Below are 13,756 nucleotides of genomic sequence, written 5' to 3'. Positions count from 1 at the left end.
TAGGTTAACCCGCTCCCGTGCAGTTGCGGAAATTGCACAGACTACGGGGCTATTTTTTATCCATATCAGTGGGATCGATATCACTATCAAGCGCGTCCCACATCACGCGGCCAGAATCAGAGGAGGTTTCCAAATCCTCCTCCAATTTCGCTTGCCGCGCTGCCGGCGTCTCGTATTTGCTAGATGCCTTCACTTTATCCTCGCCTGGGTTGCGAGCTAGCATAACCGCACCAAAAAGAGCCATTGCCGCTCCTACCAGGGCCAGAATCGGCCCCCAGGCATGCACCTCGGTGGAAACCACTGTGGCCCATTGAGAAATTTGCGCGGAATCTACTGCATTCTTATTAGCCGAGGCACCTTGCAGGATCTTCTGCGCGCGCTCAACATCCGCGCCCGCCGTCAGCAAGCTAACCGGGGTCCATGCACTGGCCGCTGCTGCGAGGGCACAAATAATGCCCACTACGCGCCTACCGATGCGGCGCAGAGCCAACCCTGCGACGGCGCCGGCAACCAATACTAGAGTCAAGGCCATAATCTCTAGCGACCATGCCGAACCTATGATGTCATTGGCGGCGGAGCCGGTCTTATCATCTTCGCTGGCAGCAACCACCCACGTGGCACGGGAAGACAGCCACAATACGATGGCTCCTACAGCGATAAGTAGCGGTCCAAGGCGTTTAGCCTTCACGATTGTCCTCCTAGGAGATCTGTGGCGTCAAAGCACGTGCGGTCACCGGTATGGCAGGCGCCGCCACGCTGCCGCACGGTCAGCAGGATAGTATCTCCATCACAGTCAAGGCGAACGCCCAGCACCTCTTGGGTGTGGCCAGAAGTCTCACCCTTGACCCAGTACTCATTGCGCGAGCGCGAAAAATACGTGGCCTTGCGCGTGGCAAGGGTATGCGCCAAAGCATGGTCATCCATCCATGCCATCATCAGCACCTCACCGGACTCAGCCTGGGCAATGGCCGGCACCAAGCCTTGGTCATTGCGCTTGAGCTGCTTGGCGATGCCCCCATCTAGTTCATAGTCGGCCGGGTTACTCATCGGCGCACCTCGTAACCTGCGGCATCTAGGGTGTCCTTTACGTCGCAAATTTCTACCTCACCAAAATGGAAAATGCTTGCGGCCAAAACGGCATCGGCACCGGCCGCAACGGCCGGTGGGAAATCCGCGGCGCTGCCCGCACCGCCAGAAGCGATGATGGGAATAGTCACTGCCTCGCGCACGGCATACAGCAGGTCCACATCAAATCCTTGCTTGGTGCCATCGCCATCCATCGAGTTGAGGAGAATCTCCCCTACTCCGAGTTCCTCGCCACGGCGAGCCCACTCAATGGCGTCTATTCCGGCCGACTTCGTGCCACCATGCGTGGTGACCTCGTAACCAGAGGGCGCAAACTCCTCCCGGCACCGGCGGGCATCAACGGACAGCACGATGCATTGGGTCCCGAAAACCTCGGCCATTTCGCGCAGCACTTCCGGATTCTTAATCGCTGCAGTATTTACGGAAACCTTATCTGCACCGGCGCGCAGTAGCTCCCGGACGTCGTCGACGCTGCGTACCCCGCCGCCGACTGTTAGTGGGATAAATACCTGGTCCGCAGTGCGGCGTACAACCTCTAGCATGGTTGAACGCCCTTGCTTTGAGGCAGATACATCCAAAAATGTAAGTTCGTCAGCGCCTAAGGAGTCATAACGCGCGGCCAACTCCACCGGGTCACCGGCATCGCGCAGGTTTTCAAAGTTAACGCCCTTGACCACCCGGCCTTGGTCCACGTCTAGGCAGGGGATAACACGTACGGCTACAGCCATATCGGCCGCCTCCTTTGTGAGAATGAAGTCTTAGCGGTGAAAGGAACCGCTATGACGGGACAGGATGTCCACGATAGTGGCATGGACCTGCGGGGTACCTGCGACCAAGCCACGCGACTGCGCAGTCCACGGATTTCCTTCCGGATCAGTCACTACTCCGCCGGCGGTTTGAATTTGCAGTGCACCAGCGGCGTTATCCCACGGGTGTGGGGAGAAGTTAATCGCGCCATCAAATACGCCCTGCGCAACAAAGGCATTATCCAGCCCCACTGAACCGGTCATCCGCGGGCGCAGGCCGGTTTCGCGCAGCTCGTGGAAGATCTCAGTGGGCAGATGAGAAGAGCAGCCCACGTGTCCGCGCGCTTCATCGAAGCCCATCGCGTCCTCCCCACCGCCGAAGCCAGTAGCAGGCCCGCCTACTGAGCGCAGAGGAGAGCCATCGCAAGTGACCAAACGTCGCCCCAATAATGGGAAATCAGACACCGCTACAACAGGTGCGCCCTTATGGATGAGCGCCACCAAGATGCCGGCTAAAGGGTTTCCAGCGGAGTAATTTGCGGTGCCATCAATCGGATCTACTACCCAGACGGTATCTAGCACGCTGCCGCCGGATTCTTCTCCGTACACTGGGATGCCGGTCATTTGAGTCAAAATATCCCGCAGCTGTTGCTCGATGACGAGATCTACCTCGGTGGCAAAATCTCCCTGCCCTTTAAAGCGGGCGGGCTGCGCACCGAGGCCGGAACGAAAAATGGGTTCTACTTGGTCTACGGCCGCCTCCGCGAAGGCCACCAACTCGCGGGGTTCCATCATGGCTTAGTTGTCCTCAGGGTCGAACGGGTCAATGGTTTCTTCCGCCGGCAGCGGCTCTACCTCGGCCACTGCTGTGAGAGCTTCTTCGAGGCTGAATTTCCCCTCGTAGAGGGCTTTTCCAATAATGGCGGAATCAATGCCCTCATTTTCATAGAGAGCAAGCTCGCGCAGGTCTTCCACGCTAGAGATACCACCGGAGGCGGTGATTTTAGCTTCCGTAGCCATGGCGACCTCGCGCAGCAGCTCGATATTCGGTCCGCTTAGCGTGCCGTCTTTAGATACGTCTGTCACCACAAAGCGCTGGCATCCGGCAGCATCGAGGCGCTCGAGCACCTCCCACAGGTCGCCGCCATCGGAAACCCAACCATTGCCCGCAGTGCGCCACTCGCCGCCTTCCTCGCGCACGGCGAGATCCACGGCAACCTTATCGCCATAGCGCGCAAGGATATCTTCTATCCATTCCGGCTGTTCAAGAGCAGCGGTGCCAATATTAATGCGCTGCGCGCCGGTAGCCAGTGCTTGCTCTACTGCGGCATCGTCTCGGATGCCGCCACTAAGTTCCACGTTTATGCCCAGCTCTGCGGTGATATTCGCCATCTGCTCGTGGTTGGAACCGCGGCCGAATGCCGCATCCAAGTCCACAAAATGCAGCCATTGCGCGCCGTGGGACTGCCACTTCAATGCGGCATCGCGCGGCGCACCGTAGGAGGTTTCGGTGCCTGCTTCGCCTTTGTCCAAGCGCACCGCTTGACCTTGAGAGACATCAACTGCGGGCAAGAGCGTAAAAGTCATAGTCATCATCCTACCTAGAGCGTGCGCATCCAGTTTTCCAAAAGCTGTGCGCCAGCGTCCCCGGATTTTTCCGGGTGGAATTGGGTCGCCCACAAAGCGCCATTTTCCACCGCCGCGACAAACCTATCACCCGCGTGCTCGGCCCAGCTGACCAAGGGTGGACGGGTGATTTCCGTTTCCAACTCCCAGCGGCGGACGCCATAGGAATGCACAAAATAGAACCGCTCGTCTTCGGACAAGCCTGCAAACATATCGCTGCCGACGGGAACCGCAACGGTATTCCACCCCATATGCGGCAGGACTGTAGAGTGAAGTTTTTCAACGGTGCCGGGCCACTCGCCGCAGCCGGTGGAATTGATGTTGTGCTCCACCCCGACGTCGAAAAGCACCTGCATACCTACGCAAATACCCAGCACTGGCCGCTCCCCTGCCAGGCGCTGGCCGATGACCCTTGGCCCCTGAACCTCGTTTAGCCCGCGCATACATGCGTCAAAAGCGCCAACGCCGGGGACAAGCAGACCGTCTGCGTCCACCGCTGCTTTGGGATCCGCAGTCACGGCAACTTCCGCGCCTACTCGCTCCAGCGCGCGCTGTGCCGAGCGCACATTGCCCGCGCCGTAATCCAATAATGCGACCGTCTTTGCCATGGGCTATACCTTACGCATGCGACGCAGACGCGTTCGGATATCGTTGGTTTCACTCACGCGGGTGCGCCCAAGGATAAAATCTGCCAGCGTCATTAGTACGCCAACGCCGAGGATAGCCACACCGGCGCCAAACGCCCCCGCGTAGCCGTAGCCGGCAACCAACGCACCCAAAAGGGTCGAGCCCAAGCCGGTGCCGCCATCATAGAAGATATTCCAAATGGCCGAAGCCTCCGAGACACGCTCGCGCGGTAGACGGTCAAACATCGACAACAGGGCTTCATTTTGGGCAATGCCAAAGGCCCCGCCGAATAGGAAGGCACCCAGCACAAGCCACCACACGGAGCCGTCGAGGTAGAGCGGGACGGCGATGGCGAGCACACCCACAATGGCCATGATCTGGCTGGGGATATACAACCGGCCGGGAGTGCCCACGCGGTCTGCCACCATGCCGGCGAAGTAGCGGAAAATCATGGCCGCGCCACCCACGATGGACAGCATGATGCCGGCAAGGCTGGCGCCACGCTCTGCATCTAGTTCCTGCACCGCCGGCGGCAGGAAGGACGACACGGCGCCGTAGCTCATGGAGAAAGTCGTTAACGCTAGTGCAGGCACTGCCACCAGCTTCCACGTGGGAACGCGGATTAGGTTGGGCTCGTCTTCGGTATCAGAAGCCAGCGTGACCTTTATCTTGGGAATGCGCAAGCACAAACCAAAGCCCACGAAGCCAATGATGCCGGCAGTGATATACGTCGAGGCATAACCCAGCTTTTCCGCCATGACCAAGCCCAAGGGCAAAAAGACCATTTGGCCTAGTCCCGTAAACACACCGATCATGCCGGTGGCCTTGCCCAAAAGGCGAACAGGTGCCAACTCGGCAATAAGCGCAGACTCGGAAACGGTCAGCGCGCCAAAGCCCACCCCGCGCAAAGCGGAAAAGAGTAGGACAACCCAAGCATCTGTTCCCAAAAGATGTCCGAAGGCAGGGACGCCCAAGGTAAAGGCGGAAAGTGCCATCACGCGGCGATAGCCCCAACGGCGCAAAAGCCACGGGGAAATGATCTGCGTAAGCACGGTAAAGGCCATGAAGATGCCGGTGGATGAGCCCGCCAAAGTAGCTGAGCCGCCGGAATCAATGACAGCGAGCGGCACCACCGGAAGGAGGATGGACCAAGCGCCGAAAGCAGCGGCAATGGCCATCATAGTGGCGGTATAGCCCGGGATCTTCCAAATATTAGTCTCTTGGGTTTTGCTCACTTACCAAACGCTCCTACCATCCACGAAATTGCTGCTACCACGGTAATTGCGGCCAAAAGGGAGGCTACTACTGTCATTGCCTTCGACCCCTATTGGTAGGCAGTCCATGCACCGCCTACTAACATGCCTGCCACGAGGAAAAGAACCAAGATCATAACATGCATGCTTTTTAGAGTGCTCCCTTCGTCGAAGGAATTCCAGTCCGACGGGGGTCGGGTTCCACGGCAGCGCGCAGCGCACGCGCCACGGCTTTAAACTCCGCCTCCGTAAGGTGGTGCGGATCGCGCCCATAGCGCACGTTGAGGTGCAGCGTTATCGCAGCGTGGGCAGCAAGCGTTTCAAAAAAGTGGCGGTTAATCACCGTGGCGTAGTGGCCACCAATTATGTGCCACTGCAGGTGCTCTGGCTCGCCGTTCATCACGAAATAAGCGCGGCCAGAAAAATCCACCACCGCTTCAACCAACGTTTCATCCATGGGCAGTAGCTGGGAGCCGAAACGACGAATGCCGGCCTTATCCCCCACTGCTTCCCGCAGTGCGGTACCGAGCACGATGGCGGTATCTTCCACGGTGTGGTGGGCATCGATCTCGGTATCACCCGCTGCCTGCACGGTGAGATCAAAGCTGCCGTGGGTGGCAAACGAGGTCAGCATATGATCGAAAAAGGGCAGGCCGGTGGAAATATCGCTGCGTCCCGTGCCGTCTAGGTCGATGACCACGGAAATCTGCGATTCAGAGGTAGACCGCTGGGCGCGTCCTACACGGTTGCTCATGGTTCGCTCCTTTCTCCTCCGGCCGGATTATCCGCTACTACTGTATCCGCAAGGTCCTCAGCTACTGCCAAAAAGGCCGAGTTTTCTTCCGGCAGGCCCACGGTCATGCGCAGGTGCCCGGCAATCCCGACATCCCGGATGAGTACTTCTTTATCCAAGAACTGCTGCCATACGCGCTGCTGGTCAGCAAAGCGGCCGAAGAAGAGGAAATTGGATTCACTAGGCAGGACCGTATAGCCCAGTTCCCGCAAGCGAGCTGCCACGCGCTCGCGCTCGCTGGCGATCTTTTCCACGGTGGCGAGCGTATCCGCGCTATGGCGCAACGCCACTGTCGCCGCAGCTTGGGAGAGCACAGACAGGTGATACGGAAGTCGCACTAACATGACGGCTTCTACAAAGGCCGGATCTGCCACAAAATAGCCAAGGCGGCCACCGGCGAAGTCGAAGGCCTTGGACATGGTGCGCGAGACCACCAACTTTGTGGGGTATTTATCCAGCAGCGTCACTGCGGAGGGCGAAGAGGAGAATTCGCCGTAGGCTTCATCGACGATGAGGATTCCCGGCGCGGCGTCGGCAAGCGCGGCAATATCGTCCAGACTAGTCACCCCGCCGGTGGGGTTATTCGGCGTTGTCACAAAGATGATATCCGGCTGGTGCCGCGCCACGGCCGCCAGAGCCCGGTCCATGTCTATGCGGAAATCCTCGTCCCGCGGGCACTCCACAAACTGCGTGTAGGTTCCGTCCGCAAGGATGGGGTGCATGGAATAAGACGGCGTAAAGCCGAGCACGCTGCGGCCTGGACCACCAAAGGCCTGTAGAAGCTGCTGCAAAATCTCATTCGATCCGTTCGCCGCCCATACCTGCTCATAACTAACCCCCACCCCGGTCTGTTCGGAAACGTAATGGGCCAAGGCTTTACGCAGCTCTACGGCATCGCGTTCCGGATAGCGATTGAGCGTGGAGGCAAGGCGCTGAGTCTCCGCCACCAAATCAGCAACGAGCGCTGGAGAGGGCGGATAGGGATTTTCATTGGTATTGAGTTGGTAGGCCACAGTGAGTTGCGGCGCACCATAGGCGGACTTGCCGCGCAATTCCTCGCGCAGGGGAAGATCTGTCAATTGCGTCATTTAGTTCTCCTCGAATCGGGCGCGGATTGCTTCGCCGTGGGCAGGCAGCCCCTCAGCCTTAGCAAAGGCGATGACCTGCGGGGCAATTTCTTCCAGCGCAGCTCGGTCATAGTTAATGAGGTTGACCGGCCGCATAAAGGTGTGGGTAGACAGGCCAGCCGAAAAGCGCGCCGTGCCGGAGGTGGGCAGCACGTGATTGGAACCGGCAGCGTAGTCCCCGAGTGGCACAGGGGCGAAGTCCCCCACAAAGATGGCACCAGCGTGCTTAATCCGCTCAGCTACCGTGCCGGGTTCTGCGGTGTGGATCTCCAGGTGCTCGGCAGCATAGGCATTAGCCACCGCAATCGCTGCGTCCAGGGAATCGACCACCACAATGCCGGATTGCTCGCCGCCTAAGGCCGCGGCCGCCCGCTCCGCATTAGCGGTAGCGCCGTAGCGCGCCTCCACCTCCGCGTTCACCCGCTGAGCGAGGCTTTCTGATTCCGTTATAAGCACACTCGCTGCCATCGGATCATGCTCGGCCTGGGAGATAAGGTCATAAGCCACATACACGGGGTTTGCGGTGTCATCGGCGATGATGGCAATTTCGGTCGGACCTGCTTCTGCATCTGTCCCCACTACCCCGCGCACCAAGCGCTTGGCTGCGGTAACGAAAATATTTCCCGGCCCCGTAATCATGTCTACTGGTGCAAGCTCGGCATCATCATCGCCGTAGGCCATCAGCGCAATGGCCTGGCCACCGCCTATAGCCCACACCTCATCTACGCCAAGCATCTGGCACACAGCTAGCACCGTGGGGTGCGGTAGACCGCCGAACTCCTTTTGCGGGGGCGAGGCCACCACTAAGCTTTCTGCGCCGGCCGCCTGCGCCGGCACCGCGTTCATGATCACAGACGAGGGATAGACAGCCTTGCCTCCCGGCACGTACAAACCGACGCGCTCGATGGGGCGAAAGACCTCGGTCACCGTGGCGCCCCGAGCCAGTTCGGTGGTATGTGCGGTCGGCTTTTGTTCGAGGTGGACCTTGCGGACGCGCTCAATCGAGGCCTCAATTGCTCGGCGCACCTGCGGATCTAAGCCAGCAACGGCCTTGTCCAATTCCGCTTGCGGTACCCGCAGGTGGCGCGGGCGCACGCCATCAAAAAGTTCGCTGTAGTCCAGTGCCGCCGCGGCGCCTTCTTGACGGACGCGATGAACCATTGGTGCCACTTTGTCCACTACAGCGGCGACGTCGGTGCCGCCGCGTGGCAGGACTCGCCGCAGCTGGGCAGGGCGCAGCTCTGTGCCGCGCAAATCGATGGTTCGAAGCATTTCCGGCTCCCATTATTCTTATCGGATTTCTATTATTAAACCAATATCCTAATGTCCAAATGCCAGCGAGGGGGCGGGTTTGGACGATAGACTCGGACTCAACACAGCTTTAAGGTGGTGGCAGTGATGAGCGAGAGTGATCCTTCCCTTCTGCTTGCGCATGTCCGCGCCATCGCCCGCGAACATGGCTTGTCCTGCTGGGCGCTACCCTCAGGCGAACTTTTAGTACCCCACTCAGCCGGCGGATCTACCTTCATCTTTATAGACCAACTAGAAGAACCGGTACTCCACCTACACACCAGCCCCCGCGGCGGCGTGGACCTCAGTGAGATATCCGAACTAGCGCATGTGGCCAACGAGTGGAACCACGATTGCCTCTCACCGGCGATAGTGGTTGATTTTGACCAGCCTGAGTGCGTAAGCGTATCCGGTCATAGTTATCTACCGGCGGATAACTCCCCGAGCCGGGAACAGCTCGCGGCGTTTGCCTTACCGGCACTGCGCAATGCCGAGGTCCTCATGGACTTGCTCGCCCAATCCCATCCCGGCCTCGTGCGCGAAGCCTCACCGCAGCTAGCCCCGCTTGCCGACGCCCCCTTAGAGCCCTTCACCCTCGATAGCCTGGCCGAAATCCTGCCGCTTATCGGAATCCAACGCTTCCAAAGCGACGGCGCCACGGCTATCTACGCGTGGGTCAATGATGTTCTCTTTTCCTTCGCTTTAGACAACGGCCCCAGCCTTATCATCAAGGGACATTGGGACCCCAGCTTGGAGGAAGCGGAATTTACCCGCCTATTCCTCATTTGCAATGACTGGAATCGCGCCCATCACGGCGCCGTTGCATTTTGCCACCACACCGCCGAAGGCCTGCAGGTGCGGATGGATGCCACCACCATTGCCGCCGCCGGCCTAACGCGGCCCCAACTCTTTAGCGCTATCGGCCGCGGCCTTAAACACATCCTGCACGGAATCGATGACATCGCGCAGGAAGTTACCGGCGCCTCCCCCGTAGAATGGCCCTAGGCGCGCGGCTTACCAATCATCATCGGAACTCACAAAAGCCGTGGACCAGTAGGAAAACATCGCCATAAATGGCGCCACCGCCCAAGAGATGGCCGGGGAGAATTTCGGTGCAAATTCTACGAACTCTCCTGGGTTTTCGGGCGGATGCGTGGCGGTGACCCCGCCAAATACGTAAAACGAGGCCGCGCCTGCCAAGGCGCACACGCCGACCCACAAGAGCATCGACAAGCCCCGCCCTTGCCGTCGCATATATGCACCCAAGCCCAAAAGCAGTCCGAGTAGGCCAGTTATGAGGGCAAAGGTAATGAAGGCGATGAACTGGGCGCTGCCCATCGCTTCGATGGCATAACCGCCATCGTCTACCTCGTGGCCGGCAAGCGTCGGACGGGAAAGCCCCCACAGCGCACCTGCCACGCCAAAGACCAAGAGCGCACACGCGAGTAACCCCGCACCAAAACCTAGGGTGCGGGGTAAGCGGCGCTGGGAAAGAGACAATTTAGTTGCAGAAGGTCCAGTTGCCATTCTCGCGACGGAAGCGAACCGTAGAGGTCTCATTGCCCTCAGAGTTAGACACGCTCACGGTTGCAGAAGCATCGTCACCGTTGACCACAATGTCGTTAACAGACTGCAGCTTGGTCGACTGCGGGATGGACTCCAGCTGGCTAGCGAACTTCTCCACCTCACCGTTGCCGCCGCCCTGCTGGCGCATGGTGTTGGCGTACTCAGCGAAGGACTGGTTCGGCAGGCTATCGACGTACTGCTGGTACTGGCCAAACTCCTTGGCCTGGCCTTCACGCACGGCTTGGCAGGCGTGCTGCGGCATGTAGTTGAAGTATTCCTTCACATTATCGATTTCGTGCTGGCCGCGGACCAGCTGCTCGATGGCCTGCTTGTCAGCATCATTTGCGTCCTGGCCACCTTCAATCGGCTTGATGTCCTTCGCCCCAGCGAAAGGATCCTCGCCATTATTTAGCGGGTTGGCCATCTGATCTGGGCCCTCGCCAGGGGCGCCCTCGCCGTCTTGGCCCTCTGCACCAGCAGCGCCGTCCTTGTTTTCGCCGTCCTTGTCTTTATCCTTATCCTTGTTTTTGTCCTTGTCCTTATCGGCGTCTTTGTCCTGGGACTTGTCTGCAGACTTATCCTCAGAAGACTTGGAGGCAGTGGTGGCGGCAGCCTTCTTAGAATCGTCGTTGTTGTCATCCGAACCACATGCAGCCAGCGCCAAGGGGGCAACCAGCGCTACTGCGATAAGGGACTTCTTAGCAGGGGTCAAAAAGGACAAGGGAAAACTCCTGAATCAATCTTGCGAATGTGAAGCGCCTTAAGGCAGCTTCTTTTTGTCTTCGCAATACTAACAACACCACGATGGAAATGACATTGATACTCCATTAAAGGAACCTGTGAGCTACCGCCCCGCTAGTCCTAGTCCGTACAATCACCAAGGTGCATATCAATCGCGAGAGTATTATCGACGCCGCTATTTCCTTGCTTGATACCTATGGGCTGGGCGACGTCACCATGCGCCGCGTTGCATCCTCCCTCGGCGTTGCCCCCGGCGCGCTTTACTGGCACATTGCCAATAAACAGGCGCTCATTGCGGCTTTGGCTGAGTACATTATCTCCCCCGTTTCTGGGGAGTCGCTCGAGGAGCTCAGCCTCAGCCTGCGCGATGCGCTACTTGCCCACCGCGACGGCGCTGAGGTAGTCATTGCCGGTCTCTCCCTGCCTCAGGCCCCCGCCTGGGACTACCTCTTATCCGTCTTTTGCTCTGCCGCAGCGCGTGGTGCCTATGAAGCCGACAGTACCCACCGCGCCGCCGCCCTATCGGCTATTCACCTCGTACTCGGTGCCACCTTGATGGAACAGTCCCAACGCCAGCTTGCAGAAACCACCGGCGAGGCTCCTGGCTCTAATTATCGCGACGACCTCCATCGCGGCATTCGTATTATTCACGCTGGGCTTACGCACGGCACTGGAGACTAAAAAGTGGTTATGCTCGTGAGCATGAACACTCCCGCCATGGACGCAGTCCCCACGCCCACCGAGCGCTACGGCCGCCAAATCTGGCCTGGCAAACCTACCCCACTGGGATCCACCTTTGACGGATCCGGCACCAATTTTGCCCTATTTTCTGAGGTTGCAGACAAGGTCGAGCTCTGCCTCATCGACAAAGAAGGCAGTGAAGAGCGCATAGAAATGTCAGAGGTCACCGCCCATGTGTGGCATGTCTACCTCCCCAATGTCACCCCTGGCCAGCGCTATGGCTACCGCGTTTATGGCCCCTATGAACCTGAAAACGGCCTGCGCTGCGATCCTTCCAAGCTCCTCGTAGATCCATATGCCCGCGCCTTCGACGGCGAATTCGACGGCGATGCCTCCCTATATTCCTATGACATCCACGCCGAAGAACCTGGCACCGGCCGCAACGAAGAAGATTCGCTGGGCCACACCATGCTCTCCGTGGTCATCAACCCTTTCTTTGACTGGCGCAGCGACCATCGCCCGCACATTCCAGACAACGAGAAGGTCATTTACGAAACCCACGTCAAGGGCATGACTATGACCCACCCAGACGTGCCGGAAGAACTGCGCGGTACCTACGCCGGCATGGCGCACCCCGCCATCATTGACTACTTCAAGGAGCTCGGCGTCACCACCGTCGAGCTCATGCCCGTCCACCAATTCTTGCAAGACGATCGGCTGCGCAACTTGGGCCTGCGCAACTACTGGGGCTATAACACCTTCGGCTTTTTCGCCCCGCACCATGACTACGCCTATGCCAAAAAGCCAGGCGAGGTGGTCTCCGAATTCAAGACCATGGTCCGTGCCTTCCACGAGGCAGGCATCGAGGTAATCCTCGACGTGGTTTATAACCACACCGCCGAAGGCAACCACATGGGGCCCACCATTGCCTTCCGCGGCATTGACAATGGCGCTTACTATCGCCTCGTCGAAGGCGATGAAGCCCACTACATGGACTACACCGGCACCGGCAATTCCCTCAATGTCCGCAACCCGCACTCGCTGCAACTGATTATGGATTCCCTGCGCTACTGGGTCACCGAGATGCGAGTCGACGGCTTCCGCTTCGACCTGGCGGCGACTTTGGCGCGGGAGCTTGACGACGTCGATAAGCTCGCTACCTTCTTCGACCTTGTCCAACAAGACCCCATTGTCAGCCAGGTCAAGCTCATCGCCGAGCCCTGGGACATTGGCCACGATGGCTACCAGGTAGGCAACTTCCCACCTATTTGGAGCGAATGGAACGGCAAGTACCGCGATACCGTCCGCGATTTCTGGCGCGGTGAGCCCGCTACCCTGGGTGAATTCGCCTCCCGACTGACCGGCTCTTCGGATCTTTATGCCGATAATGACCGCCGCCCCACCGCTTCTATCAACTTCATCACCGCCCACGATGGCTTTACTCTGCGCGACCTCGTGTCCTATAACGACAAGCACAACGAGGCCAATGGCGAGGACAACCGCGACGGCGAGTCCTTCAACCGCTCCTGGAACTGCGGTGAAGAAGGCCCCACCGATAACGAAGAAATTCGCAAGCTGCGCCGCCGCCAGGTGCGCAACTTCCTGACCACTCTCCTACTCTCCCAAGGCACTCCGATGCTCTCGCACGGCGATGAGTTCGGCCGCACCCAAGACGGAAATAATAACGTCTACTGCCAGGACAACGAGCTGGCATGGATGGACTGGTCCATGCTGAAAGAAGAAAAGTCCGCCGCCATGCTGGGATTTACCAAGCGCGTGCTGGCCATTCGCAACCACCACCCCGTATTCCGCCGCAAACGCTTCTTGGCCGGTGGCCCGCTAGGCGCGGATGTAAAAGAACGCGATATCGCCTGGCTGGTCCCCTCTGGTCGCCTGATGACCCAAGACGACTGGGACCACGATTTCGGCCGCGCTCTTATGGTCTACCTCAATGGCAATGCCATCACGGAGACCACCTCCCGCGGCGAACGTATCACCGATGATTCCTTCATCATGATATTCAACTCCCACGACGGCGAAATCGAGTTCACCCTGCCTACCAAGGATCTCGGCGCCACCTGGCGGCTGATGGTCGATACCGCCGATTCCGGCGGCTACCCCGCGGAGGAAACCCTCATTGAGGCAGAGGGTACGATCACGGTGCAACCGCGTTCAACGCTGATCTTGCGTCAGGTTGAGCCGCCCGTTTTTGACTCCTAG

The 13,756-nt window shown here is 58.9% G+C and carries 15 protein-coding genes; 3 read left to right on the top strand and 12 right to left on the bottom strand.

All coding sequences use genetic code 11. The features are described 5' to 3' along the window. Positions 1 to 49: 49 nt before the first annotated feature. From I6I12_RS04980 to hisD, 10 genes are all read right to left on the bottom strand, one after another. On the bottom strand, positions 50 to 688 hold the full coding sequence (locus I6I12_RS04980; RefSeq protein ID WP_023021254.1) for a TIGR02234 family membrane protein: 639 nt from the start codon (positions 686 to 688) through the stop codon (positions 50 to 52). After that, complete coding sequence (gene hisI / locus I6I12_RS04975) at positions 685 to 1,047, bottom strand: phosphoribosyl-AMP cyclohydrolase (protein ID WP_023021253.1); 363 nt, start codon at positions 1,045 to 1,047, stop codon at positions 685 to 687. The genes I6I12_RS04980 and hisI overlap by 4 nt, the downstream gene beginning before the upstream one ends. Beyond that, on the bottom strand, positions 1,044 to 1,814 hold the full coding sequence (gene hisF / locus I6I12_RS04970) for an imidazole glycerol phosphate synthase subunit HisF (protein ID WP_023021252.1): 771 nt from the start codon (positions 1,812 to 1,814) through the stop codon (positions 1,044 to 1,046). The genes hisI and hisF overlap by 4 nt, the downstream gene beginning before the upstream one ends. Positions 1,815 to 1,844: 30 nt before the next feature. Continuing rightward, positions 1,845 to 2,627 (bottom strand): inositol monophosphatase family protein, encoded by a 783-nt coding sequence (locus I6I12_RS04965; protein WP_023021251.1) that lies wholly within the window; start codon positions 2,625 to 2,627, stop codon positions 1,845 to 1,847. Between the two features lie 3 nt (positions 2,628 to 2,630). Continuing rightward, positions 2,631 to 3,419 (bottom strand): bifunctional 1-(5-phosphoribosyl)-5-((5-phosphoribosylamino)methylideneamino)imidazole-4-carboxamide isomerase/phosphoribosylanthranilate isomerase PriA, encoded by a 789-nt coding sequence (priA, locus tag I6I12_RS04960; protein ID WP_023021250.1) that lies wholly within the window; start codon positions 3,417 to 3,419, stop codon positions 2,631 to 2,633. Positions 3,420 to 3,433: 14 nt separating this feature from the next. Continuing rightward, positions 3,434 to 4,066: an imidazole glycerol phosphate synthase subunit HisH gene (gene hisH / locus I6I12_RS04955; RefSeq protein WP_023021249.1), complete on the bottom strand. Its 633-nt coding sequence runs from the start codon at positions 4,064 to 4,066 to the stop codon at positions 3,434 to 3,436. Between the two features lie 3 nt (positions 4,067 to 4,069). Then, a complete protein-coding gene (locus I6I12_RS04950) occupies positions 4,070 to 5,320 on the bottom strand; it encodes an MFS transporter (protein WP_023021248.1) in 1,251 nt (416 codons plus the stop codon). 169 nt (positions 5,321 to 5,489) lie between these two features. After that, positions 5,490 to 6,092: an imidazoleglycerol-phosphate dehydratase HisB gene (hisB, locus tag I6I12_RS04945; RefSeq protein ID WP_023021246.1), complete on the bottom strand. Its 603-nt coding sequence runs from the start codon at positions 6,090 to 6,092 to the stop codon at positions 5,490 to 5,492. Beyond that, on the bottom strand, positions 6,089 to 7,219 hold the full coding sequence (locus I6I12_RS04940; RefSeq protein ID WP_200288891.1) for a histidinol-phosphate transaminase: 1,131 nt from the start codon (positions 7,217 to 7,219) through the stop codon (positions 6,089 to 6,091). The genes hisB and I6I12_RS04940 overlap by 4 nt, the downstream gene beginning before the upstream one ends. Continuing rightward, the gene (gene hisD / locus I6I12_RS04935; protein ID WP_200288890.1) at positions 7,220 to 8,530 is read right to left on the bottom strand and encodes a histidinol dehydrogenase; all 1,311 of its coding nucleotides are present in this window, start codon (positions 8,528 to 8,530) and stop codon (positions 7,220 to 7,222) included. 126 nt (positions 8,531 to 8,656) lie between these two features. Here hisD and I6I12_RS04930 point away from each other — a divergent pair, with 126 nt between their 5' ends. Continuing rightward, positions 8,657 to 9,553: a type III secretion system chaperone family protein gene (locus tag I6I12_RS04930; protein ID WP_200288889.1), complete on the top strand. Its 897-nt coding sequence runs from the start codon at positions 8,657 to 8,659 to the stop codon at positions 9,551 to 9,553. Positions 9,554 to 9,562: 9 nt separating this feature from the next. On the opposite strand, the gene I6I12_RS04925 is transcribed toward I6I12_RS04930, so the two are convergent. Then, positions 9,563 to 10,075 (bottom strand): hypothetical protein, encoded by a 513-nt coding sequence (locus tag I6I12_RS04925; protein ID WP_234288177.1) that lies wholly within the window; start codon positions 10,073 to 10,075, stop codon positions 9,563 to 9,565. Continuing rightward, the gene (locus I6I12_RS04920) at positions 10,050 to 10,835 is read right to left on the bottom strand and encodes a hypothetical protein (RefSeq protein WP_200288888.1); all 786 of its coding nucleotides are present in this window, start codon (positions 10,833 to 10,835) and stop codon (positions 10,050 to 10,052) included. The genes I6I12_RS04925 and I6I12_RS04920 overlap by 26 nt, the downstream gene beginning before the upstream one ends. 161 nt (positions 10,836 to 10,996) lie before the next feature. On the opposite strand from I6I12_RS04920, the gene I6I12_RS04915 reads away from it, so the two are divergent. Further along, positions 10,997 to 11,536, top strand: coding sequence for a TetR family transcriptional regulator (locus I6I12_RS04915; protein ID WP_023021240.1), 540 nt, complete (start codon positions 10,997 to 10,999; stop codon positions 11,534 to 11,536). Positions 11,537 to 11,557: 21 nt separating this feature from the next. Beyond that, positions 11,558 to 13,756: a glycogen debranching protein GlgX gene (glgX, locus tag I6I12_RS04910; RefSeq protein ID WP_232212598.1), complete on the top strand. Its 2,199-nt coding sequence runs from the start codon at positions 11,558 to 11,560 to the stop codon at positions 13,754 to 13,756.

Source organism: Corynebacterium kefirresidentii (assembly GCF_016599755.1).
Taxonomy (GTDB): domain Bacteria; phylum Actinomycetota; class Actinomycetes; order Mycobacteriales; family Mycobacteriaceae; genus Corynebacterium; species Corynebacterium kefirresidentii.
This window is presented reverse-complemented; position numbering and strand designations above follow the sequence as displayed.